Origin of the sequence: Microvenator marinus (assembly GCF_007993755.1) — a bacterium.
GTDB lineage: Bacteria > Myxococcota_A > Bradymonadia > Bradymonadales > Bradymonadaceae > Allomicrovenator > Allomicrovenator marinus.
This window is the reverse complement of the sequence record NZ_CP042467.1, coordinates 2,038,005-2,065,000: the sequence shown is the minus strand read 5'-3', so window position 1 is coordinate 2,065,000 and position 26,996 is coordinate 2,038,005. Positions and strand designations below refer to the sequence as shown.

The 26,996-nt window shown below is 52.8% G+C and carries 17 protein-coding genes and 2 rRNA genes (1 of these 19 only partly in view); 14 read left to right on the top strand and 5 right to left on the bottom strand.

The window, feature by feature from the left end:
• Positions 1-2,658, top strand: a 23S ribosomal RNA gene (locus FRD01_RS08650) (it extends 367 nt beyond the left edge of the window).
• Positions 2,659-2,795: 137 nt separating this feature from the next.
• Positions 2,796-2,912: ribosomal RNA gene (gene rrf, locus FRD01_RS08645) — 5S ribosomal RNA — on the top strand.
• Between the two features lie 91 nt (positions 2,913-3,003).
• Here rrf and FRD01_RS08640 read toward each other — a convergent pair.
• Positions 3,004-3,480 (bottom strand): zinc dependent phospholipase C family protein, encoded by a 477-nt coding sequence (locus FRD01_RS08640; RefSeq protein WP_146958994.1) that lies wholly within the window; start codon positions 3,478-3,480, stop codon positions 3,004-3,006.
• Between the two features lie 176 nt (positions 3,481-3,656).
• Here FRD01_RS08640 and FRD01_RS08635 point away from each other — a divergent pair, with 176 nt between their 5' ends.
• Positions 3,657-5,828 carry a 3-hydroxyacyl-CoA dehydrogenase NAD-binding domain-containing protein gene (locus FRD01_RS08635; protein ID WP_146958993.1) on the top strand — a complete coding sequence of 724 codons (2,172 nt, stop codon included), beginning with the start codon at positions 3,657-3,659 and terminating at the stop codon, positions 5,826-5,828.
• 8 nt (positions 5,829-5,836) lie between these two features.
• Positions 5,837-7,147: an acetyl-CoA C-acyltransferase gene (locus FRD01_RS08630; protein ID WP_146958992.1), complete on the top strand. Its 1,311-nt coding sequence runs from the start codon at positions 5,837-5,839 to the stop codon at positions 7,145-7,147.
• Here the strand turns inward: FRD01_RS08630 and FRD01_RS08625 are convergent.
• On the bottom strand, positions 7,144-9,894 hold the full coding sequence (locus tag FRD01_RS08625; protein WP_146958991.1) for an Ig-like domain-containing protein: 2,751 nt from the start codon (positions 9,892-9,894) through the stop codon (positions 7,144-7,146). The genes FRD01_RS08630 and FRD01_RS08625 overlap by 4 nt on opposite strands.
• 246 nt (positions 9,895-10,140) lie before the next feature.
• Between FRD01_RS08625 and FRD01_RS08620 the strand changes: the two genes are divergently transcribed.
• The 8 genes from FRD01_RS08620 to FRD01_RS08585 all read left to right on the top strand — a co-directional run bounded on the left by FRD01_RS08620 (position 10,141) and on the right by FRD01_RS08585 (position 22,204).
• Positions 10,141-11,715, top strand: coding sequence for a hypothetical protein (locus FRD01_RS08620; protein WP_146958990.1), 1,575 nt, complete (start codon positions 10,141-10,143; stop codon positions 11,713-11,715).
• 17 nt (positions 11,716-11,732) lie between these two features.
• Positions 11,733-12,587, top strand: a complete 855-nt coding sequence (locus FRD01_RS08615; RefSeq protein WP_249756119.1) for an outer membrane beta-barrel domain-containing protein — start codon at positions 11,733-11,735, stop codon at positions 12,585-12,587.
• A gap of 19 nt (positions 12,588-12,606) precedes the next feature.
• Positions 12,607-13,341, top strand: coding sequence for an outer membrane beta-barrel domain-containing protein (locus FRD01_RS08610; RefSeq protein WP_146958988.1), 735 nt, complete (start codon positions 12,607-12,609; stop codon positions 13,339-13,341).
• 73 nt (positions 13,342-13,414) lie between these two features.
• Positions 13,415-15,361 carry a hypothetical protein gene (locus tag FRD01_RS08605; RefSeq protein WP_146958987.1) on the top strand — a complete coding sequence of 649 codons (1,947 nt, stop codon included), beginning with the start codon at positions 13,415-13,417 and terminating at the stop codon, positions 15,359-15,361.
• Entirely contained in the window at positions 15,358-18,777 is a 3,420-nt protein-coding gene (locus tag FRD01_RS08600) for a tetratricopeptide repeat protein (protein WP_146958986.1), read from the top strand. The genes FRD01_RS08605 and FRD01_RS08600 overlap by 4 nt, the downstream gene beginning before the upstream one ends.
• Before the next feature lie 12 nt (positions 18,778-18,789).
• The gene (locus tag FRD01_RS08595; RefSeq protein WP_146958985.1) at positions 18,790-19,959 is read left to right on the top strand and encodes a tetratricopeptide repeat protein; all 1,170 of its coding nucleotides are present in this window, start codon (positions 18,790-18,792) and stop codon (positions 19,957-19,959) included.
• 117 nt (positions 19,960-20,076) lie between these two features.
• Entirely contained in the window at positions 20,077-20,322 is a 246-nt protein-coding gene (locus FRD01_RS08590; RefSeq protein ID WP_146958984.1) for a hypothetical protein, read from the top strand.
• Between the two features lie 64 nt (positions 20,323-20,386).
• Positions 20,387-22,204, top strand: a complete 1,818-nt coding sequence (locus tag FRD01_RS08585) for a TonB family protein (protein WP_146958983.1) — start codon at positions 20,387-20,389, stop codon at positions 22,202-22,204.
• Between the two features lies 1 nt (position 22,205).
• On the opposite strand, the gene FRD01_RS08580 is transcribed toward FRD01_RS08585, so the two are convergent.
• A complete protein-coding gene (locus FRD01_RS08580) occupies positions 22,206-23,588 on the bottom strand; it encodes an NFACT RNA binding domain-containing protein (protein ID WP_146958982.1) in 1,383 nt (460 codons plus the stop codon).
• 72 nt (positions 23,589-23,660) lie between these two features.
• Between FRD01_RS08580 and FRD01_RS08575 the strand changes: the two genes are divergently transcribed.
• On the top strand, positions 23,661-24,404 hold the full coding sequence (locus tag FRD01_RS08575; RefSeq protein WP_249756118.1) for a tetratricopeptide repeat protein: 744 nt from the start codon (positions 23,661-23,663) through the stop codon (positions 24,402-24,404).
• On the opposite strand, the gene FRD01_RS08570 is transcribed toward FRD01_RS08575, so the two are convergent.
• Together FRD01_RS08570 and FRD01_RS24875 are read right to left on the bottom strand one after the other, a co-directional pair.
• Positions 24,401-25,648, bottom strand: coding sequence for a HEAT repeat domain-containing protein (locus tag FRD01_RS08570; RefSeq protein WP_146958980.1), 1,248 nt, complete (start codon positions 25,646-25,648; stop codon positions 24,401-24,403). The two genes, FRD01_RS08575 and FRD01_RS08570, sit on opposite strands and share 4 nt — an antisense overlap.
• A gap of 54 nt (positions 25,649-25,702) precedes the next feature.
• A complete protein-coding gene (locus FRD01_RS24875; protein WP_146958979.1) occupies positions 25,703-25,897 on the bottom strand; it encodes a DNA gyrase inhibitor YacG in 195 nt (64 codons plus the stop codon).
• Positions 25,898-26,148: 251 nt separating this feature from the next.
• Between FRD01_RS24875 and FRD01_RS08560 the strand changes: the two genes are divergently transcribed.
• Entirely contained in the window at positions 26,149-26,961 is an 813-nt protein-coding gene (locus FRD01_RS08560) for a hypothetical protein (protein WP_146958978.1), read from the top strand.
• Positions 26,962-26,996 lie beyond the last annotated feature (35 nt).

The following is a 26,996-nucleotide window of genomic DNA, read 5'->3' as shown; positions in this document are numbered from 1 at the left end:
TTAGCTGAATCATCTGGAAAGTTGAGCCATAGCGGGTAATAGCCCCGTAAGTGAAAATAAGCATGCACCTGTGTGAGATACCCGAGTACGGCGGGACACGTGGAACCCTGTCGGAATCTGGGAGGACCATCTTCCAAGGCTAAATACACGCAAACGACCGATAGTGAACAAGTACCGTGAGGGAAAGGTGAAAAGTACCCCTTTGAGGGGAGTGAAATAGACCCTGAAACCGAGAGCCTACAAGCAGTGGGAGCCCTATGCCGCAAGGCAGGGTGACTGCGTGCCTTTTGCATAATGAGTCAGCGAGTTAAGTTACGCAGCAAGGTTAAGCCGAGAAGGCGAAGCCGCAGGGAAACCGAGTCTGAATAGGGCGTATAGTTGTGTGATTTAGACCCGAAACCGAGTGAGCTACCCATGGCCAGGTTGAAGTTCCGGTAATGCGGAATGGAGGACCGAACCCACCATTGTTGAAAAAATGGGGGATGAGCTGTGGGTAGGGGTGAAAGGCCAATCAAACTCGGAGATAGCTGGTTCTCCCCGAAATATATTTAGGTATAGCCTCGGGAGATTTACCTGCGGAGGTAGAGCACTGAATGGGCTAGGGGTCTCACCGGATTACCAAACCCAATCAAACTCCGAATGCCGTAGAGTATTATCCCGGGAGTCAGACTACGGGTGATAACATCCGTGGTCGAGAGGGCAACAACCCAGACCGCCGGCTAAGGTCCCTAATTTATGGTTAAGTGGCAAAGGATGTGGAAGCACACAGACAACTAGGAGGTTGGCTTAGAAGCAGCCACCCTTGAAAGAAAGCGTAATAGCTCACTAGTCGAGTGAATCCGCGCCGAAAATATAACGGGGCTCAAACCATAAACCGAAGCCGCGGACTGTAATTTATTTACAGTGGTAGGGGAGCATTCTAGTCGCCTGCGAAGGGATACCGTGAGGAGTCCTGGAGGTTCTAGAAGCGCATATGCTGACGTGAGTAACGATCAAACGGGTGAGAAACCCGTTCGCCGAATACCCAAGGTTTCCTGGGCCAGGGTCATCCTCCCAGGGTTAGTCGGGTCCTAAGACGAGGCCGAACGGCGTAGTCGATGGCAAACAGGTTAATATTCCTGTACCTCCTTGTAAGGTGTTTGATGGTAAGAGAGGACGGAGAACGTTAGGTCCGCCGGATATTGGATTTCCGGTGCAACCCCGTAGGAAGGTGATGTAGGAGGGTTCGTCCCACAAACGCATCGCTAGTTCCGAGAGGGGAAGCAGAGTGGGTCGCTTTTAGACCCGCACGTCAATGGATCGATACGCCGCTTCCGAGAAAAGTCTCGTACCGTAGTCTATAAGGAGCCCGTACCGCAAACCGACACAGGTGGGTGGGAAGAGAATTCTAAGGCGCTTGAGAGAACCCTGGTTAAGGAACTCGGCAAATTGACACCGTAACTTCGGGAGAAGGTGTGCCCCTATTAGGTGATACGTCCACGCGGCGTTGAGCCGAACAGGGTTGCAGAGAGCAGGGGGTAGCGACTGTTTATCAAAAACACAGGACTCTGCGAAATCGTTAAGATGACGTATAGGGTCTGACGCCTGCCCGGTGCCGGAAGGTTAAGAGGAGAGGTTAGTGGGTAACTGCGAAGCTTCGAATTGAAGCCCCGGTAAACGGCGGCCGTAACTATAACGGTCCTAAGGTAGCGAAATTCCTTGGCGGGTAAGTTCCGTCCTGCACGAATGGCGTAACGACTTCCCCACTGTCTCAACCAGGGACTCAGTGAAATCGAATTGGCGGTGAAGATGCCGTCTACCTGCGGCAAGACGGAAAGACCCCGTGAACCTTTACTGTAGCTTGGCAGTGATATTCGGGCATATCTGTGTAGGATAGGTGGGAGGCTTTGAAGCCGGTACGCCAGTATCGGTGGAGCCAACCTTGAAATACCACCCTGATATGTCTGGATATCTAACCTGCGTCCGTGATCCGGACGAGGGACACTGCCTGGTGGGCAGTTTGACTGGGGCGGTCGCCTCCCAAAGAGTAACGGAGGCGCGCAAAGGTTCGCTCAGGCTGATTGGAAACCAGCCGAAGAGTGCAAAAGCATAAGCGAGCTTGACTGCGAGACCTACAAGTCGAGCAGGTGCGAAAGCAGGCTTTAGTGATCCGGTGGTTCCGAATGGAAGGGCCATCGCTCAACGGATAAAAGGTACTCCGGGGATAACAGGCTGATCTCCCCCAAGAGTTCACATCGACGGGGAGGTTTGGCACCTCGATGTCGGCTCATCGCATCCTGGGGCTGGAGTAGGTCCCAAGGGTTTGGCTGTTCGCCAATTAAAGCGGTACGCGAGCTGGGTTCAGAACGTCGTGAGACAGTTCGGTCCCTATCTGCCGTGGGCGTTAGAGAGTTGAGAGGAACTGCCCTTAGTACGAGAGGACCGGGGTGGACGTATCTCTAGTGTACCGGTTGTTTCGCCAGAAGCATTGCCGGGTAGCTACATACGGACAGGATAACCGCTGAAAGCATCTAAGCGGGAAGCCCCCCTCAAGATGAACTCTCTCTTTGTTTAAACAACTAGAAGGTCCGTCGAAGACGACGACGTGGATAGGTAGCAAGTGGACGCATGGCAACATGTGGAGCTGAGCTATACTAATCGACCGAGAGGCTTATTTTTCAATATGTCTCAAGACCATTGTCAGTTTTTCCTCGAGCACGTCGAAAGACCGCTTAAGGAAGAAAAACAACGCCTTATTAAAATACAAGCTCACACTTCATCATCCCATTCACCGGTTAATGACCGGGAAAACTTTGGTTGGTAGCCATAGCGAGGAGGGTCCGCCCGATCCCATCCCGAACTCGGAAGCTAAGCTCCTCAGCGCCGATGATACTGCCACCGCGAGGTGGTGGGAAAGTAGGTCGTTGCCAACCATTTTTCTACAAACACAAAACCCCTGAGAGAAATCTCAGGGTTTTTGTGTTTCTTGGGACGCTGGAACACCGAACCGATTCGTCGATGAGGTTATCTCCGGCCTTTCCTGGCACGTACTAGCCACACGACTCCCAAGACTGTGAAGAGAACCTCGAAGGTGGAGATGCACTCCCTCCCGCCTGAGAATATCTTGAGGTCAAACATATCGGGGTTCCAAATCGGCCATGCCATCCAAGACGTGAATACATACCCGGTGCATTCAACGCCCTGGGCGAAGTCATCGAGTACATCCGCCAGAAAGTGGGATATCCAGCCAATTGAGAACGCGTGTAGGACTGCTGAGAATCGCCCAGGCCTGATGGTTTGGATGCTGAGGTGGTACGCAGCCCACACCAGCGTGGAATGTCCCACTGTGCGTCCCCACGGGTAGATTCCAATCAACTTTAGGGGCTTATCGACGATGTCTGGGAAAAGACATCCGAGAAGTAGGGCGAGTGTGCAAAATGCGCCAAAGCGGCGCTCACTGCCTAAGATTCCCCCCATGGTTACGTGGCCCCAGATGTTCATGATATCGAGTGTTTTGCCTTAGGGTCAGCTTGTAGGAGTCCCGAAAGATAATCAAACCGAGAATATCTCGTAAACAAAGTTAGTGAACGCTCATTCAAAATTGGTTGACACGTTGCGTCAAAATCAGTTCAATGCGATGACTAGAGGCTAACCGAATCAGCTAAAGGACCTAATTCATGAAGAAATCTAAAGAGATCGACGATCAAATGGTTTCGCTGCGTGTGGAAGACGGCATCGGCTACATTTGTATCGACGTCGCGAACGAGAGCGTGAACACGTTGAGTCCCGCGATGTCCGGACGTATGGACGAAATTCTGGAGGACCTACGCCGTGAGCCCAAGCTAGTGGGTGCTGTTATCCATAGCGCAAAGAAGGACTTCATCGTGGGGTTCGATATCAAGGAGCTCAAACGGTACACGCAAAACCCAGAAGGTTTGGACGCTCTTGTTTCGCAGGGGCACGCTTTGATGGGCAAGTTTGAGTCGTTGGGCGTGCCTTTCGTGAGTGCGATTCATGGAAACTGTTTGGGTGGTGGACTTGAAGTGGCTCTGGCCTGTGATGCTCGGATTGCTTCGGACTCGCCAAAGACCAAACTGGGGCTGCCTGAGGTTATGCTGGGCGTAATTCCTGGCGCAGGCGGCACCCAGAGGTTACCGAGGATTGTTGACCTGCAGGTCGCCCTGGACATGATTCTTACAGGCAAACAATTGAACGCCCGAAAGGCAAAGAGGGTCGGGCTTGTCGACGAGGTTGTGCACCCTTCGATTCTATTGGAGGTTGCAGCGCAGAAGGTCAGAGAGCTTAGTAAGGAGCACAAAGAGCGCGACAAGGCTTTGGACTTTAGATCGGTTGTTAGAGATCCGACGGGGGCTGCGATGAAGCTTGTCGCATCCACGCCGGCTCGTACCTTGGTGTTCTCCAAGGCGCGTGAACAGGTTCTAAAGAAGACCGGTGGCCATTATCCCGCCCCTCTCAAAGCATTGGAGGTCATCGAGGTTGGGTTGGCGGATGGGTTTGAAGCGGGCCTGAAGGCCGAGTCCAAGGCATTTGTAGAGCTCCTGAAGACCGAGGTCGCCCAGAACCTGATCAACCTCTTCTTTATGAAGAATGAGATCGACAAGGATCCAGTCGTTCCGGCAAAGGTTGAGGCAACGAAAGTTGAGCGATTAGGCGTGCTGGGAGCGGGTTTGATGGGGGCAGGTATCGTGCAATTGGCTGCCTATAAGGGCTACAACGTGCGCCTGAAGGATAGGGATCACGATGGCCTAGGTTGGGGGCTGAACTACACGAACGGGCTCTTTCAAAAGCAGGTGAAGCGCAAGAGTTTGAGTCACGCAGAAGCAGATATCTGCATGGGCAGAGTTTCCGGGACTACGACTTACGATGGGTTTGAGCGGTGTGAATTGATTGTCGAGGCGGTTTTTGAGGATCTCGAACTGAAGCAGGCGATTCTGAAAGACATCGAAAGTCTCGGAAACTCGGAGACGATCTTTGCCAGCAACACGTCGACGATTCCAATCTCGAAGATTGCGGAACATGCACAGCGTCCCGAAAATGTTATTGGGATGCACTTCTTCAGTCCGGTTCACAAGATGCCTTTGCTTGAGATCATTCGGACATCGAAAACAAGTGACCGGGCAATTGCGACCACGCTGAAAGTCGGCCGTGATATGGGTAAAACCTGCATCGTTGTAGGGGATGGTCCTGGCTTCTTTACCAGCCGCGTGATCGGCTCGTACATCAACGAAGCCGGCTGGATCCTTCAAGAAGGGGCAAGCGTGGAGGCGATCGACCGCACGATGGAGAAATTCGGATTCCCCGTCGGTCCGCTCAAACTCATGGATGAAGTCGGAATCGACGTGGGACAAAAGGCCGCCAAAGTCCTTGGCGAGGCCTTCAAACACCGATTGGATCAACCCACAGCCCTGCAGGCTATTGCGGACGAGGGGCGAAAGGGGCGCAAGAATGGAAAGGGGTTCTACCTCTACGGCGAGGATTCGAAGGGTGTTGATACAAGCGTCTACGACAAGCTGCCCGGCGGCAAGAAGAGAGTCGACCCCGAAACGGAAGAGATTCGCGACCGAATCTGGCTCGCGATGCTCAATGAATGCGCCTACTGCCTCGAAGAATCGATCGCCTCGTCCCCGAGAGATATTGATATCGGTGTGATCTTCGGGTTGGGATTCCCGCCGTTTCGTGGCGGAATCTGTCGATATGCCGACACCGTAGGAATCAGAAACGTGGTCGAGCGCCTGAACCGCCTGGCCGACAAGCACGGGCGTCGGCTGCGTCCAGCTCAGATATTGGTCGATATGGCCGAGAAACAACAATCCTTTTACGCACGCTGAGGTTTTTGATGGCAACCAGAAAGAAGAAGACTCCGAGCCTGGGCGGTGATGATCGCGTAGCAATCATTGCGGGTGTGCGAACACCATTCGTAAAGGCGTGGAGCGAATACAAAGATCTGAATGAAGCCGACTTGACGCGCTTTGCAGTGAACGAACTCTTGAATCGCGTCAACTTGGACCCCAAACTGATCGATGAGTGCATCGTGGGATGCGTGTCGGCGCCAATGAACGGTCCAAATATAGCCCGAGAAGTCGTGCTGCGCTCTCAGCTTCCAAACGAGATTCCGGCCTACACGGTGCAGATGTACTGTGCCTCGAGCGCAACTGCCGCCATCAACGCGGTGGGTGATATCTTGACTGGCGTAGCCGACACGGTGCTCGTGGCAGGCGTAGAATCTATGAGCTCAGCTCAGGCGCGGTTTACACTGAGTCTGACGCACGCACTCAACGATGCATCTAAAGCCAAGAGCGTTCAAGATCGTCTCAAGGCGTTTGCCGAAGTCGAGCTCAAAGATCTCAAGCCCGACGTTCCGAGTATAGCTGAGCCGACAACCGGGCTTTCAATGGGTCAGTCAGCCGACAATATGGCGAAGGAATACGCTGTTTCTCGGCATGATCAAGATGAATGGACCCAGATCACTCACCAAAGAGCGGCTCGTGCCCAATCGGAGGGGCGATTCCCCGAGTTGGTCACGGTCAACACCGGAGAGAAGTACAATCAGGTGGTCAGTGCTGACACGTTGGTGAGGGGAGATACGAGCGTCGAGAAGATGGCAAAGCTCAAGCCCGTTTTCGATCGAAAGTATGGGACCGTGACTGCTGCCAACGCATCTCCGCTCACAGACGGAGCGTCTGCGATATTGCTGATGCGCGAGAGTAAAGCCAAGGAGTTGGGGCTCAAGCCTTTGGCGTTCATCAAGTCACATGCGATCGCTGCTCTTGATTTGACCAAGATTGCAATGCTTCTTGGACCGAGTTTCGCGTCACCCAAGGCCCTCACGAGAGCTGGGCTCAAGCTCAAAGATATTGGACTCGTCGAGATGCATGAAGCCTTTGCAGCACAAGTATTGGCGAACCTCAAGGTCTGGAGCTCAAAGGAATTGAGCCAAAAATTAGGCCTTGATGTGCTTGGGGAGGCGGACCTCGACCGATTCAATGTCAACGGTGGGTCGATTCCGATCGGTCACCCATTCGGCGCCACTGGTGCGAGGCTGATGATGCAACTAGCAGGTGAGATGGAGCGACGCGACGAGCAATACGGTCTATTGACTGCATGTGCAGCGGGTGGGCTCGGCGTAGCTATGGTGCTCGAGCGCTAAATCCTTCGGCGCAGAACTCCGATCAACCCAAGGACGAGAAGCCATCCCATTGGGCTTCCGCCGGTCTGAGAGCAACCATTGCCGCTCAAGTAGGTGATAGACTCTGAGAACGGTGGGTCAGGAATTTCGATATCCATACCCGCATTCACGATCACATCGACCTCAACAGTTTCCACAGTGTCGTCGGGATTTGTCGCGGTAACCACAATTGTGGTGTCCCCTGGGGCCAGCGACTCATCGACTGGAATGCTCCAGTTACCGTCAGCGTCTGCCGTGGTACTCCCAATTTCTTCACCGTCAACAACCACGACAATCACCGCGCCAGGCTGAGCGGTACCCGTGATGGTCGGCTCAGGCGTTATCACCGAACCGGGGGTTGGTGACGTAATGACTAGGCCTTGATTTGCCTCAGTGATTGTAAACGTGACGCTCGCGCTCGGTCCGTTAGGAACCTCCGGAAGAGTCGCTGAAACGGTGTTGGATCCATCCATCAATGCCTGTGTAGGCGTCGCTTCCCAGTTCCCAGCAGTATCCGCGACAACCGTGATGGTTTCACCGCTTGGGAACGTGACCTCAACCGAAGCCCCTGGCTCAGTTGTTCCTGTAATTGTAGGAGTCGCATCGGTCACCGTTTGACCGTTGGTTGGAGACGTGATGTTCAGAGAAAACGCATCTGGATTGATAGTGAAGCTGCTGGAGTCAGAGCCCGTGTTTCCGGCCTCGTCGCTCGCTTCGGCAACGATATCATGTTCACCAGGACCCAAGGGGTCGGCGGGTTGGTAGGACCAGTTGCCGTTTGAGTCGGCCACCACAGTGGCAGGTTCTCCGCCGTCAATGGTGATTTCAACGAGTGCACCTGGATCGGATTGTCCTGTGATAGTTGGGCGAGTTTCATTAGTGATCGAGCCGTCGATTGGGCTTGTGATCTGGACGTTAGGCGCCACGGTATCCACAGTAAATGAGGTGGAATCGGTAGCAGTTTGGCCAGCGTTTTCAGTCGAAGCTTCGATCTGATGTTCACCTTCGGAGAGGTCTGAAGAAGGTGTCAGACTCCAAACGCCTTGAGCGTTTGCCACCACCTCGACAGCGGTACCGCCATCGATGGAAACCTCCACGGTTGCTCCGGGGTTTGCCGTACCACGGATCTCGGGCCGTTTGTCGTTTACTGAGGTGCCGTCTGTTGGCGATGTGATCGCGATGGTGGGATCGACCTCAGAGACCACAACGACGGTTGGAGAGCTGCCTGCGTTTCCAAGGTCGCTGTCCGAAAGTGTGGTGAAGTCATTCCCTAGCGTGCGTGCGCGATACGAAACGCTCGCCTGGTTCGAGATCTCTTGACCCTCAGTGTTTTCGTTTACGGTAGCTTCGAAGACCAATGTTACAAGTTGGTTTGTTCCAAGTGAGCCGCCGATTGTACCGGGATTTGAGCCTATCTTTGCGACGACTTCGCGGTCAGCAGCCGACCAAGTATAGGAGTCAGCATCCGATGCATCTGTCCTTGGAACGCCATCGATTCGTGCCGAGCCTGGAACGTACGAAAGAGCCGCGGGGAGGATGTCCGTTAGCACAACGCGATCTGCTGGGTCGTTTCCTGTGTTCTCAATCTCAAACCTATAGATCAGGGTGTCGCCGGGGCGAATCGCACCACCATTCTGATCGGTCACAGTTTTGGAAACCGTGACCCTCGGCGCGAAGATTTCCGTGGCAAATGTGATAACTCCTGGAAAGTAGGTATCGAGGGTGGTCGTAAGTTGTAGGGTGGTTGACGTAGCGTTATTGGCCAAAACGTTGGTGACTTCGACAAGGTCGATATCAAACCCAAGGTTGTTGGTATGGGAAGGAGACCTTGCGGTCACGAGGCTACCTAGACTCGTGATCCCTGCGTTGAAGAAATTGTCCACCGGGTTCAGCGCATCGGAGAGATTGGTGCCATTGAGGGAGAAGCTCTCGCCCGGAGCGTCGAGGTCGCCTTCATAGACAACTGAACCGATCCGTGTGCGCACATCCCCCTGCGCAGGTGTTCTGAATCCACTTACTGGGATATCAACGACGAATGGGTTGACCGTGTCGCGAAGGACGTTCGCAAACCCGTCATATACGACCAAGTTTCTCAAAGGCTCTGACGAATCGGCGTAAACGATCACGAGCGCCCACCCACCGAAACGGTTCTCTCCGGTGCCGAGTTGGACATCTGCCACGCTCACAGAACCTCCGGAGTCGGGAATGTTCCCGGTGACGACGGCGTGGCATTGATAATCGTCAAATACACCTTGGGTAAGGCCTACGTCGCAATTTGCCGCTGTAATCGTGCTATACCCAGTCGCGCCAGGGCCTCTAAGCTTTACAGTGTCCTTGTTTGCAGGGTTGGGTGCCGCCGAGCCCCCTAGCCCTGCATTGGTTCGACCGCCCCAATAGAGTCCGGCCCAAACAACATTGGCTCCCGTCGGAATGGAGTAAGACGCGCTGGATGAGTTAAATGTGGACCCATCTGAATCCACGTCGACGTACGTCATCGCATACGCATTATTATTGTTGAGCTCGAGAAGGATGTCGGCATTTCCAGATTGCGCCTGAGTGCAAGTCGGCGAGCTGGACGGACAGGTGAGCAATGAGTTCCCGACGATGGAGATATCACCTGTGTCGTTGGTGGAAAAAGCGGGCTCGAAGTTTCGTACGACTTGAGCCGCGGCCGGCGAGCTGAGGCACGCGAGTGCGACCAAAAGGCAAATCTTTCTAAGATAATTCATGTTACATCCATTTTGTGTGACGTCGGTGCACGCTCTTGCCAGATTTGTTGACCGCGATCAAGAGTTGCCGGGCTGAAATGAATCCACGTGCCGACATGTAGGGAAGCTTGCCAACCTCCGACTATTAAAGTAGAACGTCCGACCTGCGGGAGCATACCTGCTTTGGTTCGGTACAATGCGTGTGGCTCGTACCGTGTGTAGTTTCACTGGATTCCGAGGAAATCTGGAATGACCTTTGGAAAGAAAATGGCATTCTCTGGAGCAAAGGCTGCTTTGACGACAGGGGTGATTTTGGGATTCGCTGGTCTTTCGACCGGATGCGATACGGTCGCACGTATTAGCTTCCAAGAGAGAGCGATCAGTCGGATCGAAGTTATGGGAATGACGCCTGAGGCAGGGTCCTGCGACGGATCCGAGGCTGGAGCGGATATGCGGTTTGTAATGATCGCAGATGACTCGACGCCGATCCGCCCAGGAGACGTGCTCGATAACATCCCGGTAGATTTGACCCGTGATTCGGTCGCGCTTGAGAATGGGAGGCTCTACGAGTTGCCCGACGTGGCCTGCGACGCGGACTCATGTGTTTTTCCTGATGACGAGTTTACATGCAGCACTGGCGTCTCTGTTGACGAGGCAAGTCTAAGGCGATGCAATCGCGATCTTGGACTGAGTGTAGGCGAGGTGAGTTTTGAGGCTGATATTGAAAAGCCCCAACTCTTCGCCATGCTTGTCGAAAACTCTGGCTCCCTGGCTGGTTGGTTGCCTTCCGATTTGGCTGGCTACTATCCAGATTGGGACAATGACGGAACTGCCGAAGGCACCACCGATACCAACCGCGTGGCGGGACGTGCGTCCGACTCGAGTAAGAGCCGTGCCGTAGCATTCTCGCAGGTTGCGAACACCTGGCGAAGCGCCACGGCCCTCGCCCTCAACGAAGGGCGTCGTACTGTGTTCGGACTCTGGCAATTCAGTGGGACTTCTACGGCTGATGTTCGTTCGCTCGTCGCCGAAGTTTCCACGAGCGAGAGTCCATGGGCTGACCAGGCTACCACAGCAATCGCCGCTGTTGGACAATTGGAAGATCCAGGTCAGCGTCGCGGAAACGTGTTCCAAGCAATGTCGACGGTTTTTGAAGGCGCTTTGAGCGATCCTGAGTTCGAAGACTATGAAAAGACCGTTGTGGTCTTCGTGGACGGTCCAGATGAGTTGCGACTTAACGCGTTTGACGAAGCTCGAGTCATCGAAGCTGCCAATGCGGTGGATGCGCGAGTCTTCATCGTTCACCTCGATTCGGACGTCGTACAAGAGGATCTCTCCGGAAATCCCTACTTCCGCGATGACCCAAGTTACTACGAGGATCAAGAGCCCTGCGAAAGTGACGCAACTTGCGAAAACTTCGAAGAGTGCCGCACGCCTGTCAGATACTCTACCACACCGGGAGGAGCGGTAGAGATTGGCGGCACAGATACCTTCTGCTTGCCACAGCGTGATGAGAATGGACGGATCGGTCCGATTCACGCCTACCAGCGCATCGCTTGCGAGACCGACGGTTCTTATATTTACGTGCCTTCGGCCACCGCCCTCCGTGCACGTATGCAATACCTTCCGCACGCGATGGACGGTCTCTGGAAAGTTAACACCACCCTCGATGCCTTCGAGAACCGTCGCGTCGCTCCGGACGAACCCTACAAAGTTCAGGCATCGTTCCGCGTCGATGTTGGTACGCGAAGGCAAACCTTCGTACTCTCGCAGGTTGGTGACCCGAACGCCGGAACTCAAACTGAAGATCAAGATACCCGTGCGGTGCTGTTTCATAAGTGATGATCAAGGATAATGTGATGTCGAAAAACATGATTTCAGCGCTGGCCCTCTTGGTCGTAGCGTTTGGTTCGGCAGCGGTACATGCCCAAGAGGCACCAGAAGCCGCTCAGGATTCGGCTGCCGAGGAGACTCCCGCAGCGGTTGAAGAGACCCCTGCCGTCGAAGAAGCCCCAGTCGTCGAGGAAGCACCTGACGAGTCAGCGGAGTCTTTCGAGGCTGCCGAGGCGGCCGAAGAAGTTGCGCAACCCTTGTCGGGACAGGCTGAAGACCCAATGTATTGGGCACAGATGCGCGATGTATACACCGTTCAGAAACGAGAGTTCCAAAAGCAAGGGCGCTTCGCACTGAGTGTGTATGGCGGGATGATCCCGAACAACGCATTCGAGCGTTACATCCCGGTTGGGCTTCGACTCAACTATTTCATCTTGGAAAATATTGGGCTTGAGTTGGCAACGTCATACGCGATCAGTATGTCGACCGGCTTGGAAGACTTTCTTTCCGAGCCCGCACCGGGTCTCGGAGCGCAGAGGATCTTGGTCGGAGATACCCAGATTTCTCATACAAACTTCGGAATCTTGTGGAGCCCGTTCTACGGCAAGACCGCGTTTTACAACACGATCTTGAATTACTTTGACCTCTACCTCTTTGCAGGTGCCGGGTTGGTGATTACCGAGACAGTTCCAGATTTCAACGCCGAGCCTGAGCAAGAGTTCAAGCCCGAAGGCGCGCTTGGTGCGGGAATGGCATTCTACCTTGGCGATCACGCCACTTTGAGAATCGATTTCCGCCAGTTCATCTTCGCGAAAGTTGCTGGTGTGGGCGGCGTTGCTACTCCATCGGAAGCATCTCTTGGTCTTGGTTGGTTCTTCTAATTCGATTTTGGAAACAGACATGAGTCGTTTACTTGCAATTCTTATTTTCGCCCTAGTGGGCTCGGTTGCTCAGCAGGTTTCTGCCGAAGAGATCGACCCGCTCAAAGAAGAACTCGATAACTATTGGTCGGTGGATCGCGAGCTTGGAGTGATCGAGGATCGTCTCTACTCACGTGGTGGACGATTCAATGTTGCGTTGCACGTTGGTCTTCTGACGAGTGAGCCGTTTTGGTGGCACATCCCTGTTGGCCTCTCTGCGGGCTACCACTTTACGGACCAGCTCGGTCTAGAGATCGGTGGGCAATTCATGGATGCCGAGGGCGCACTGACGCACACGACAGAGATCCACGACTTCCTGGAGAACTCAAAGGGAGAAGCGTTTGACCCGGCGACTGATCTCGAAGACCGCATGTTATGGCGCGCCAGCGCGAGATTTGTTTGGAGTCCGATCTACGGAAAATGGTCGTTTTTGAACAATAAAATCTCTCATTTTGATTTCAATTTGGTCGCAGGAGCTGGCGTGGTTTCGGTCGAGCGGCCATTGGCGGATCGGAGCGCAGCGGAGTCCAAAATCCTGCCGGAATTAGTGCTCGGCGGTGGTCTGCAGTTCATCTTCACGCCGAACTGGTCTGCCCGGCTCGACGGTCGCTTCTATTTCTACCAGGGTCCGGAGAGCTCCTCGAACGAAGGGAGCTTCTTCAAGCAATTACAGATCCCAGCTGAGTTTCTCGCAGGGGTCACCTATACGTTTTGAGGAATAATTTTCCGAAAGGCAGTTATTTTACGTGTTTGAGCGGGTGTCTGGCACACGCAAGAGGATCGCATTCATGAGATCGATAAGAGTAAGTCAAAGTTTCGCTAAGGTCGTTGCCGGAATGGCATTGGTTGGAGTGTGTTTTGTATCCCCCGACGTAAGCGCTCTCGACAAGAATCAGATCGTTCAGATGACCAAGTTGGGTCTCGACGACAAAGCCATTAAGGGTGCCATTGACGGCGCCGGCTCCGAACTCAAGCTAACACCCGAAGACGTCGGTGAACTGCGGCTCGAGGGCGTGTCTGAGGATATCATCAATCACCTCAAAGCCACCGGACGAGTCTCTGGAGAGGCGACTACTGAAACGGCACCAGACCCTGCGCCAGGACCAGGTCCCGCACCTTCGGACTCCGATGTGAGTCTTGAGCCTGCTCCCGCACCTTCGGAAGAAGAGAGCGAGGAGGAGCGGCTCGAACGTGAGCGCATTGCTAAAGAGTACGAAGAAGAAGTCATGCGCAAGGCTGAGGAGCTCAATCGTCAGAAAGAGCAGGAAAGTCAGCGCGAGCAACGCTTGCAACAAATGGCGCGGCGTCTCCCCGAGGCAAAGGAATTGGTCGAGTCAGGTTCCAACATGGAAGCTGCGCGAATCTATCTCGAGTTCTTGAGCCTTGAGCCTGCTCCAGAGTCGGATGAGTGGTACGAGGCGCGCTTTGGCTTGGCCCGTTCACTCTATAACCAAGGGATCCTTTCAGGTGCCACAGAGCCTCTTTTGGAAGTTCTCTTGGCGGGTGCAGACAAGCCCTATTTCGTGGCCGCATTTGCGATGCTTCGCAAGCTCACCCAAGAGATTGGCTATCGCCCACCTATCCTCGAGGAGTTGACACAGCTCTATATCGGAGACTTAAATCCCGATTTCCAAGCCTCGTTCAACTACTACATGGGTAAGTTTTTCTTCGACTATAGTCGCTCAGAGCTTGCGATCGAGTATCTCCAAAAAGTTCCAGTCGAAGCGGACGAGTTCCCAGAGGCCCTCTACATCATGGGCATCGCGCGTCTAGATCCGGCCGTGAACGACATCCCTGGTGCGCTTTACAACTTCCAGAATGCGATTGAAGCTGCCGAGGCTCAGAACAACACAGAGTCTGAAATTCTGCAGTTGGGCTACCTCGCGCTTGCTCGTACCTGGTACGAACTCGGCCTCTACGACGTGGCGCTTTTCTACTATCAGAAGATTCCTAAGAATTCGTCGCGTAACGCCCAGGCCTCGTTTGAGACGACTTGGACGTACTTCATGAAGAACGACTACAAGCGCGCTCTCGGAAGTTTTCATACGTTGAACAGCCCGTATTACTCCAAATGGTACTACCCAGATCTCTATGTTCTAGAGGCGACAGTCTATCTCAACCTCTGCAAATTTGATCAGAGTCAGTTGGCCTTGGCCCAGTTCCAAAAAGAGTACATGGACCAGCAGCCTCGTCTCTCAGAATTCCTCACGAACACCACCGAACCCAAGGCCTATTGGGATACGATGATGCGAGTGGGCCAGTCGGGGCAAGAGCTTCCGCCTGTTTTTGCAAATGCGGTGCTAGATACGCTAGAGTTCTACAATATTTACCGGGTAGTCAAAAATCTCCGTCAGGAGAAGGCTGCCCTAGAGTCCAACGTCGCCTCTCTTGGAGAGTTTGGTCAAAGCGTCTTGGACCGAGTGGACGAACAGTTGAATACAAAAGTCGAAGAAGGGGGAATTCTGGTTCAACAGAAGCTCTCTGAACTCGACCGTGAGCTAACAGACTGGGATTTGAAGGCCACCCAGATTTCATTCGAGATCGATTCGGAAGCGAAGCGGCAGCTCGAAGCTCAGTTGTTAAACCAAAACCAGCCTGAAGTTGCGGCAGACACGGGGACAACGTTCCTTGTCGTCGCCGACGATTGGCAGAGTTGGGAATTCGAGGGTGAGTACTGGATTGACGAAGTACCCAACTATCGAAGCAGCCTTCGCACGGAGTGTATCGAACAATGAAGAGACATCTAAAAGTCGCCATCTTTCTAGCAGGGCTTGCCGCCGGTGGGCTCAGCGTAGCTCCAGCGGTTGCACAGGATGTGTCCCGCGTTAAAGTCAAACGTTCCGTGGACAAGGAAGCACAGGAAGAGGCTTTGAAGAGAGCCGCCGAGCGCTCGAATCGTCTCGACCAAGATAAGACAAAACAAGAGCAAGGCCCTCAAGGCCCCGCTTTGGATCAGCAAGCTTTTCAAGACGAAGAGCAGACGATGACTCCGGAGCAGATCGACTCGCTGAAGCGGAAGATCGAAGACAAGAACCGTGGGATGATCAAAAAGCTCACGTCGATCATTGAGCGTGACCCCTACAACGACCAAAAACCTGACTGGATGTTCCAGAAGGCCGAGCTGCTGTGGGAGCTCCGCAACTGGGAGTACATCCGCGAGCGTTCAAAGTACAATCAATGTCTCGATGCTTCCATGAAAGGCACGGTAGATGAGAAGACCTGTGCCGAGCCTGTTGCTGATTACAGTGAGGCTCAAGCAATCTACAAAGAGATTCTTCAGCAGGCTCCGAGTTATGAACGCCTAGATGAAGTCATTTTCCGACTCGGACAAGGTCTCATTGAGGCCAATAAGGGCGCCGAGGCTGTTACCTACCTTCAAAGACTTGTTAAGAATTATCCAAACTCCAAGTATTTGGCCGATGCACATCTTGCACTTGGCGAGTTCTTCTTTGAGAAGGAAATGCTCGGTCTGGCAAAGGACAACTACTCAGCGGTCCTGAAGTACAAAGACAACAGGCTCTACGACTTCGCGCTCTACAAGCTTGGTTGGGTTCAATACAACCTCCAAGAGTACCGAGAGTCCGTCACTTCATTCCAGCAGGTGGTCGAACGTACGGACTCCAAGCTAGGTTTCCAGAATCAGGCAATCAACGACATGGTTGTTGCATTCGCGGAGATCGATGGTGGTTGGAAAGAGCTTCGCGAATATTTGATGAAGCGCAAGGGCGAAGAGTTTACCTACACGAAGCTTGGGCAACTTGCCGGCCTGTATGAGGCTCAGGGCAAGGACGATACGGCTGTCGAGGTTTATGAATGGTTCATTCAGACTCGCCCTGACAGCCCACGGCTTCCTCAATGGGCTGAGTCTATCCTTATCGCGCGCAAGAAAGACGTCAACGATATCGATGGTCTTGAAAAAGAGATGAATCGTTTCGTTGCGTATTTTGCGGAAGATGGAACCTGGTGGAAGAAGAACAAGGACGAAGAAAAGGCAGTTAATAACGCAGATCTCTTGACTGATGCGTCCTTGGCCTACCTTTCGAACTTTTTCCACCGACGTGCTCAAGATAAGGGCGACGTCAATGACTACAAGAAGGCAGCAGGTTATTACACGCAGTATATTAAGAAGTTCCCTGATACGGCCGCTTCCTTCGATATGAATTTCTTCCTCGCGGAGATCTTGCTGATCAACTTGAATCAGCCGGAACAAGCTGCTGAGCAGTATCAGAAAGTTGTCGACCTTTATAAGAATGAAAAAGTTCCCGAAGGCGTGAAGGAAGAAGACGCGCTCGCCATTGTTCAAGACTCGGCGTACGCGATTGTGTCATCGTATAATGAGTTGGTGAAACAAAACCACGCAGATTCAATTCTTGTAGAGATGGCGAAGTACGACGAGAGTAAGCGCGCTCGTGAGGCAACAAACCAGCGTGCAGAGTCCGTGGACACTCCACCGATCCCCAAAACTGATCTCTTGAAGTATGAGCTAGGCTTTGTGAAAGCTAGTGACCAGTTCGCGGAGATGTTCCCGAAAGAAGACGTCACGCCAACGGTCGACTTCGTGGCGGCTGAGGTCTATAAGAGCCGCGGCCATTACGATAAGTGTATTCCGCGTTACGAGAGCATCATCCAGAACGCTCCTAAGCACAGGTACGCGAGTTTTGCAGGTAATTCGCTACTCGAGGCGAACTACCGTTTGAAACGTTGGGATGATGTCGAAAAGTGGGCGCGGCACCTTCTTGAAAACAAGATCTTCGACGTCACTCCGAAGCCTAAGCTTGAATCTGCGATTGCTTACGCGATCAACGAAAGAGCTATCGAGCTGAAGAACGACAAGAAGTTCGATGTGGCAGCGAAAGAGCTTTTGCGTCTTGCTGAAGAGTTCCCGACTTCGGAGCTTGCACCTGGAGCTCTCTTCAATGCCGCGGCCATTTACGAGGCGGGTAACCAGACCAAGGATGCCATCACCACGTACAACCGTGTCATTGAGAAGTATCCAAAAAGTTTGCAGGCACCGCAGGCACTCTTTGTGATGGGAGCTATCTATGAGTCTCGAGCGGACTTCGTGAACGCATCGTCTTACTTCTCGCGAATGGGTGCGGAGACGAAATATGTCAACGAAGAAGGGGATGAGGTCGAATACAAAGACCATCCTAATGCCGCAGATGCGCTCTACAACTCCGGTGTGCTTCTCGAAGCTATGGAAAAGTGGGACGATTCGATTGCTGCTTACGAGCGGTACATGGGGCTATACCCAGACCGCGACAACATAAAGGAACTGCAACTACACCTCGCTTACCTCGAGAAAGAGAAGAAAGACTACAAGTCTGCATTTGAGCGATTCAACAATTTCTCGAAACGCAAAGATGTCACACCTGTTGAACAGGTTGAGATCTTCTCACAGCTGGGACTGATGGCTGTTGAGCTTAAAGATAAGAACTGGCTGAAGGCCTCTGACGAGTTCTGGACAAAGTCTGTGGATACTTGGAAGACCCTGGAAGGCGAGGATAAAGCGAAGACACGCTACTTCGCCTCCGAGGCTCGATTCCTTCAGGCCGAGCGAATCTACGAAGACTTCACCAAGGTCAATCTTGGGTTCCCGATGAGCGCCTTGCAGCGTTCGTTGCTCAAGAAGGGTGAGTTGGAGCAGGCGGCTGAGGCTATCTATACTGAAGTCATTCAGATGGAGAGCCCGCGTTGGGTTGCGGCTAGTGCCTTCCGTGTCGGGCAGATGTATAAAAACTTCTCCGACGAACTCTACAATCTTCCAATGCCCGAGGGTTTGACCATGGAGCAAGAGGATGAGTACCGGATGGCTTTGGACGACAATGCTTTCCCACTTCAAGAAAAGGCTTTGACTGCTTATCGAGCAGCCCTTCGCCTTGCGCTTCAGTACCAGGCGTACAACGAGTGGAGTGCACGTTCTGCTGAGGCGATTTCAAAGCTCGAGAGCGAGGCTTACCCAATCACAGGGCAGGATGGCGTTGAGACCGAACACCAAAAGGTGAACTTCTACATCCCACAACCCGTGACCGATTTGAACTTGGTGATTGAGCGGGTCAAGGCTCGTAATGCAGCGAAGGCAGCATCAGAGCCGAAAGAAGAGCCGAAGACCACTGAACAGGGAAGTGAGAAGCCTCAGGCGTCCAAGTAAGGGAAATTGATTATGAAGATGAAGAATATCATTGGGTTGCTTGTGCTTTCACTCTCAGTGGGTGCGTGTGGTGGCTCTACGAAGTCTGACGAAGTTGAAAAGAAGGTCGTCGTCGACCAAACGGCTGCCGAACTGGGTATGAAGCCAGAAGCCTTGCAGAACTTTCAGTTGGCGATCGATGAATTGGCAAAGGAACGCCCTGACAACTCGAAGGCGATTCAGGCCCTGGAGACGGCTGTGCGTCTTGAGCCCGAGTTTGCTGAAGCGCTATATAATCTGGGAATCCTTCAGATGAGACTTGGAGACGCTGCGAGTGCTGAGTCTCACCTTCGTTCCGCGAGAGATATCGATCCCGATGCTCTTGAGTATACGGTGGCTTTGGCCAGATCTCTTGCCGTGCAGGGTAAGGTCGATGACGCTGAACCGCTCTTCTTGGAAGTTGTGGCACGCGATCCCGATAATTTGGACGCAAAGAACAATTTGGCTGTGCTGGCACTTCAACGAGGAGACCAAGAGAAATCGCTTGAGTATCTTCAAGAGATCCTTCGAGAGGATGACAATAACGTAGCCGCGCTCAAAACCATGGGAATCGCCTACGAGCAGCAAAACAACGCGTCGCTTGCGAAGTATATGTTCAATAAAGCGATCAAGATCGACGCCAAGGATCCCGACCTCCACAACAATTTAGGGTTGGTGTACATGAAGGAGGAGAACATTCCAGCTGCAGTGCAGGCGTTTCAGAAGGCCATCGAAGTCGATCCGAATTACCTGGAAGCACGCTTAAACCTTGGCGCGATCCTCCTCAAGTACCTCGACTATGAGCGAGCAAACGAGCAGTTCACTGAAGCTGTGAGAATCGCACCACAGCATTGTGTCGCTCGACTCGGAAGCGGTGCCAGTTCGTTCGCGATGGCTCAACACGAGAAGGCAGTTCAAGACTATGAGTTCTTCGTAAGTGAGTGTGATAGCAAGCATGTTTCGAGCTACGAGCGTCTTGCTAAGTTGAACGAAAGTTTCCTAAAGCAGCCGGCAGAGGCCATCAAGCACTACGAGACACTTCTGACCCTCGTGGACGATGCTGACAAAAAGACTCAGTACAATGCCATGATTAACTTCCTCAAGACACAGACGAGTCAAGAGGCGCCCAAGACTCCAGCGCCTGAAGCTGAGCCTGAGTCTTAAATAGATCCTTTTCCAACGTCAAACGTTGATAAGGTGGCCCCTTAGATTGACTGATGTCGGGGGGCTTTGTTAAACTGTTGTCGAAACACCAATCGAGAACAAGATATGGAGCGAAAGATGAAGAAGATGTGCACAGCGCTCGTGTTGGGGTCGTTGATGATTGCTGGAACGGCAATGGCTCAAGAAGAGCCGAAGTCTAAGTTCTACGATTTCGACGATATGTTGATCGACGGTCAGTTGAAGACCCCGGACCTTATGAAAGCGGAAGCAAGAGAAAAGGCCCAATTCAAACGGCTTTTGAGCTTGAAGAAAAGCTTCATTCCGAAGGTAAGAGAAACCGCTGAAGAAGGCGCCCTCCAGTAAGTCTGGAGAGGCAAATCTGTACCAACGTCCGGTGGTCGATGACCGCGGAAGGAGATTTCCCAACATGAAGATCGTCTGCGGAGCATGCGGGGCAAAATACTCGATCGCTGATGAAAAGGTTCAAGGTAAGGTCTTCAAGATCCGTTGCAAGAAGTGCAGCAACGTTATCGTGGTCAAAGGCGATGATGATGGTGCGGATCAAACACTTACCAACAATACAAGCGCTGCAGAATGGTACGTCGTCGTAGACGGTGACCAGGTTGGACCTATTTCTGTTGAGGAAGTGGAGTCTTATTTCGCAGCGGGTCGGGTGAATTCTGAAAGTTTTGCTTGGAAAGACGGTCTAGCCGACTGGGTTCCCTTGAGCGTTCTTGAGGAGTTTGCGCACCTTGGTGCAGATTCAGCGGGTCCCGAAGAGACGACGCAGATTTCGGATAATTTTGGGCACTATCAAGCCCAGATTAACGAAGAAGCCGACGTCGATGCCACCTCGGTGATGACAACTGGGGGCTTGGGTACCGGTTCTACACAAAGCGGGGACGATATGTTCTCGGACTTTGGTGGTGCAGGAGACTACCCCTCTGAGGGATATGGCGGTGACAGTAACGCATACTCAGATGAAGGCTACGGCGGTGGGAGCTTTGAGCAGAGTTCATTTAGCTCGTTCGGTTCCGAGTCCAAATCGCAAGATGGTGGCTACGGTGAGTCTGGCTCGTCGGGCGGGGGAATGTTTGCCTCGTTTGATAGCCCCGCTCCCTCCAAGTCCTCCAGTGACGATGACTTCCTTGGGTTCACATCCCCTGAGCCTGGTCCGAGCAGCTCATCGTCGGGTTCTGGTGGCAGTGCTGCCGTACTCAACGATGATATGATCGGGAAGCGTAATGAGAACTCAGTTCTCTTTAGTTTGAGCAGTCTGGACCAAGTTCAGGCGGTGTCGGGTTCAGCCCCGAAGTCTGACGACGTGCCAGTCACAGATGGTTCGGGTTTGATCGACATCCGTGCGCTTGCTTCCGCTCACAAGTCAATGAAGTCCGGTGGTGATGACAGCGCGCCAAGCGTTGACCCTTTCACCACAGGGACCATGGCGATGCCTGCTCTCATGCCGATGGGAAGCCATCGTTCCAACACTCCGATGATCATTGGAGGTGTGGTTGGACTTGTAGTTTTGCTGGCCTTTGGTGGAGTCCTTGCCTACTTGTTGACTAAAGACAGCGGCCAACCACAACAGATCATTGAAAAGGAAGTGATCGTTCGTGAAGTCGTGCGCGAAAGTGGCGATGACGCTAAGGCTGCTGAGGACGCAAAAGCTGCAGAAGAAGCTGCCAAAGCAGCTATGGAAGAGCCTGCAGAAGGCGAGGGTGATGGCGAAGAGAAAGTGGCGGCAAAGTCTGATTCGAGCAAGAGTTCAAAGAGGACGGCATCTCGGACTGAAAAGACTGAAACGAAGGACCCTGAGCCGGTCGCTGTTGCGGCACCTGCAAAAAAGAGCGGCGACAACATCGACAATCTTCTAGCCCAACTCGATTCCAAAGAAGAGCCAAAGAAAGCTGTGAAAAAGGAGGCTCCAAAGGCCACTTCTGCTTCTTCGTCTGGCGGAAAGACGTCGTTGAGCAAAGATGACGTGCAGGGCGTTATTCGAGCCAACTCAGGTCGAATCAGCACGTGTTATCGCTCTCAGAACAGCGGAAAGCTTTCTGGAACGATGCGGGTAAAGTTCAATATCAAGCCGAATGGTAGAGTAAGCAACGCGGAGATTCTGACCGGAAGCTTTGCAGGAACAGATGTGGGCGCGTGCGTACAGAAAGCCGTGCGAGGCATGCGCTTCCCAGCAACCTCGGCTTCAGACGACCTCCCCATTACTTATCCTTTCAAGCTCGAATAATTCAGGCTCCTTTTCCCTGAGCCAGAAGCTCATTTAATCTCGGATGCTGGGGGTCCACAACGATGGTTTGCCCCCCAGCAATATAGACTTGCCCTGGGGAAGCACCCTTGGGTTTTCTAATGTGTTTGACTTGAGTCCAGGTCACCTCCAGTGTCGAGTCATTCTTGCCCTTTGAGTAGTGGGCGGCAAGGAGGGCAGCGTCGATGAGGTCAGGGAGTGAATGGTCAGCAGTTTTGAGGATGACATGCGACCCAGGCCAATCTCTCGCGTGGAGCCAAATATCGTTGCCTTTGGCAAATTTGGAACGCATCGTGTCGTTGTCTTTTGAAGACCGGCCGACCAAGATTCGGACGCCGCTCGAGCCCGTAAACTCCAGATAGGGCAAACGAGTTATGGTGGTTTTTGTTGAAGATTTTTGCGGAGAGGGTTTTATCAGATGCTTCCACTTCTGAAGCTCCTCTACCGAGCAGGAACGCGCTTCTTCTAGACCTGACGCGATGTGACTTTCCGCTTCATAAGCTTTTAGTAGCCGCTCTTCGATGAGTCCCTTTGCTGATTTTAGTCGTTTGTAGGTTCGATAGAGTTCTTGGACATACTCGAGAGCGGAAAGTTGTGCTGGGATTTCGATCTCCAACTCCTGCATGTCGTTCCAATAGTCGATTACCGTTACGGAACGTTGATTTTCGGATTGAGAGCCCAAGGAAGCCTTTAGCAGATCGGCAATTCTTTTTTTCTCTTCCGACTCGACTGCGCGTTCAAGATCAGATTCTAGATTCTTGATCAGACGTTTGGCGCGTTTGTGTTCACGTTTTAAACCATGGAGGACTTGCGACCGGGATTCTTCTTCCAACTGCGAGTCAACGAGCGCGACCATCTCGCGTTCTAGGGCGTCGGCACTAACGTGTTTCTCGTCATCAGGCACCAACGGTGGTGGTTCTGGCGCGTGGTATATTCCCCCAAGGGATAGCCGAGTATCGGGATGAAGGGTCCAAACTAGTGTCGAATTCGAGACGAGGACCAAGTTTTGTTGAAGCCCAAGATGCTCGACAATGAGTGTTATACTCTCATCATCTTTGGTCATCCTCACGAACACGATCCGGTCTGCTTCGGCCAACTCGAGAGCGTTTATCCGGGCTCCTTGAAGATGCTTTCTCAGCATCATCGTTGCCGTATCTGCGGGGAGCTTTGGAGGAAGCGTTTGGGCGATGGACGTCCTTGCCACAGGTGGATTGAGCGAAATCTGGAGCTTAAGCGTTTCACCAGGTATGCGAACTGAGAGTATCCATACGTCACCTGAGTGAAGGTCTATCTTCTGTATGCTGCCACGCAGCGCGCGTTGCGCATCATCGATGAGGGTCTTAAGTTTTGAGTGGGAAACGGACATAAATAAGTTCGATTCAATCGCCAAACGAGTCTAGAGTACTTAACGCAAGGCGAAGAAGCCATGGAGGCCATTGTGAAGTATCTTTTGTTTATTATCATGTTTTTCTCGGTTTCGTGCGCGGGACCGGAGGAAAAATCCGAGAAGCTCGTTCAAGGTGCAGATTGGCACTACAAGATGGGGGCCGGATATTTTGAGTCGCGTGAGATTGCGCTCTCGATCAAGGAGTTGACGACCGCGATCGAAAAGGATCCCAATCATCTTGAGGCTCAGCATCTTCTCGGGTTTATCTACATGGGGCGCCGAGATTATTCGAAGTCTCTTGCTCATTTCAACGAAGCTCTTCGAATCGATCCCGACTACTCAATCGCGCTCAACAATCGCGGAGCGCTCTATCTGTCTATGGAGCGATGGGAGGATGCGAAGACTGATTTTGAACGTCTTTTGGAGAATCCTCTCTACCCAACGCCAGAGTTGGCGCACAACAACATCGGCTGGGCATATTACCAGACGGCGCGTCATGGACTGGCGGCGGAGCATCTACGTATGGCTGTTTTCCTGCGTCCGGGCCTATGTGTGGCGCACAACAATCTAGGGTTGGTTCATTTGGCCCAGAACAACAGGCTGGAGGCTGCGAACGCGTTTCAGACGGCGATTACACGCTGTCCCGATTCCTATGCGGAACCGCACTTTCATCTGGGAAAAATGATGATGGACGACGGCCATCCGAAAGCCGTGGAGAGTTTTAAAATGTGTGTTGAGATTGAGCCTGAGTCAAACCTTGGGAGACGTTGCAGGCAGTATCTCCAGATTCGTTAGTTCTCGCCTCGCAGCATCTTAAGGACTTCATTGGCGACTTGCCGAATGTTTTCTTCCTCTTGTTTGTCATTGACCAGTCGTTGAAACCAATCCTGATGGGATTTTGAGTCGACATTTGCCACGATCTTCACGAACTTGGTTCGGACGGTATCGCTGAAGGTGACGTAGTGTTGCTTCTCGTTTCTCTCCTCCCAGATCAGCGGCGTACATTTTTGATTCTTGGGTGTGTCCGCAAAATTCATCCGGGCCCAATTGATATCGTCTTTGGTAGCGAGGAATTTCAAGGCGTCCAGAAGCGCGCAGCGCTCCCGTTCTGAGGGATCAGTCTTTAGCCGGACGTGAATGAGCTCTCTACCAGCCTTGTCTCCGATGGCACGAAGCGCCCACAGAGCGTGGATTCTGACATCTTCGTTCTGATGTCTGACGAGTTTGAGGACCTCGTCGTAAGAGAGTGGAGACGCCATGAGGGCGAGCCCCCGAAGTGCGGGTATTCGATAGTCGTCCGATTGTGACGCTACTTCCTCGAGCAGTTCTCTTGATTCGTCGTGGATTCCGAGCTTGCCAAGAGAGTGGAGCGCTTCGGCTGACGCTGGATGGAGATTCTGAATCATCTTGTAGAGTGGTTCTCTACCTTCGAGAATGCCGAGGTGTCCGACCAACCAAACAGCCGTTTCTGCAGTCTTTGTGTCTTCGTCTTCCAGGTGATGAAGAATCAGTTCCTTGACGCGAGGACGTTCCCATAACTCATAGTTCATGGGGTCTCTTAAGTCTTCCAGGGCCCGAAAGCGCTCTTCCGCGTCCTGGGAGCGGAGCCTTACCTCGAAGAACCCTTCGTTATGGTATCTATCGAAAAAGCCGCCAGAGCCAAGTTCGATGAGCCCGAGATTGGCGATCATCGCCAAGATGAGAATGATCGTGAACTCAGCACCATGGTTCTTTACGCTCGGGCTTCCGGCCTCGGACTCGCCAAGGAGGACTTGCATTCTCCAGTCCCCCGTGAAAGTGAATTCGCCCACGAGCACGGCCTGAAGGTAGCTCGCGACGATCACACACATCATCGTGATCGTGATCAGACCGAGGTTGAGCACGACATTGGTACTGTGGTCTAGAATATAGACCGCAGCAGCCAGACCACCGCCGACTGCAATCCCAGTCACGATCAGTGTGGACGTTGAAAGACGGCCGCGAGTTAGGATCAGCGGACGTAGTAATCCGAGGTCCGAGATATTGGTTCTTAGTTTCAAGTAATCCTCTTTCGTACCCAGGACTTCGACAACGCCTGCCGGTGCGAAGTTCCCTTAAGCGTCGAACTCGTCGCCGGGCAGGTCTCGCTCGGTGGACGATTGATCAACCGGAACGCGGTATTCTTCATTGATCCAGCGACCCAAATCAACTGCCTGACAATACTCAGAGCAAAATGGAAATGGCTGCTGTCCTGGCTTTGATGTGACGAATTTCTTGCAGACGGGGCACTTGAGTTTTTTCTGTTCCATTGTCCGAACGTGGTCAAGGTTCTGGTCAGAAACATTGTCTCTATGCGCCTCCGAGTCAAGTTGCGGTGTGACAATTTAATGACTATGCCGAGGAAGAGGCTTGACACCTGTAGGAAACGGGGTAAAACACACGCTTTCATCCGGCAGAGAAGAAACGTTTAGATCCCTGTTGGACCCTGTACGTTCTTAATCCTGCCGCAAGGCAACTTGAACTAACGACTCCAACGAGTGAGTCATAGGAAGGAGAATCCATGAAGCGCACGTTACTCCCCATCGGTCTACTTTTGGTCCTCGGCCTTTTGGTCGGCTGCGATGACAAGAAAGAAGAGACACCAACAACCGAAGAGCCAGCAGCTGAGCAGCCAGCTGTTGAAGCTCCTGCAGAAGAGCCAGCCGCAGAGGAGGCTCCTGTAGAAGAGCCAAAGGCTGAAGTAGACAAGGAAGTCTTCATCAAAGCGGCATACGAGGTAACTTGTGTGCGTGCAAAGATCGAAGATTCCGAGCAGCAGAAAGAGATTCTCGCTGAAGTCTTCCCACGCTACGGCTTCGACGAAACCTCTTTTGCTGATGCAGAGAAGGCTCTTGCTGGTGAGACCACCGTGCAAGAGGCGATCAAGTCACGCATGGAGAACTGCACCCCAGAATTGGCTGCTAAGCTGAAGACGGAAGGTGCTGACGGAACTGCTGCCGCAGCAGAAGCTGGTGAGGACAAGCCAGCAGAGGAAGCAAAGAAGGTAGAAAAGAAGCCAGCTAAGCCAGCTGTCGATCCAGGTCGTTACTCTGGTGCTGTCAATGGCGGCGGTCTTGAAGGTGCCAAAATTGACATCAACATCACCTCCGATCACAAGATCTCGGCTAACTTCGTTGGTAAGCGCGAAGGAAAGCGTTTTGCTCTTGGGTTGAAAGGCGACCTCTCCAAAGATGGAAAGTTCACCCTTAGCGGCGAGAAGGGCAACCTTAACGCACGCGTAACCGGTGCTTTCAAATCTGGTCTTGCAAGTGGCCAAGTCACTGGCAAAATCAACGAGAAAGGTCTCAACGCAGCGTTCAACGCAAAGAAGTAAGCCCGAAAAGGCTAACGTCTGAAAAGGGCTCCCCT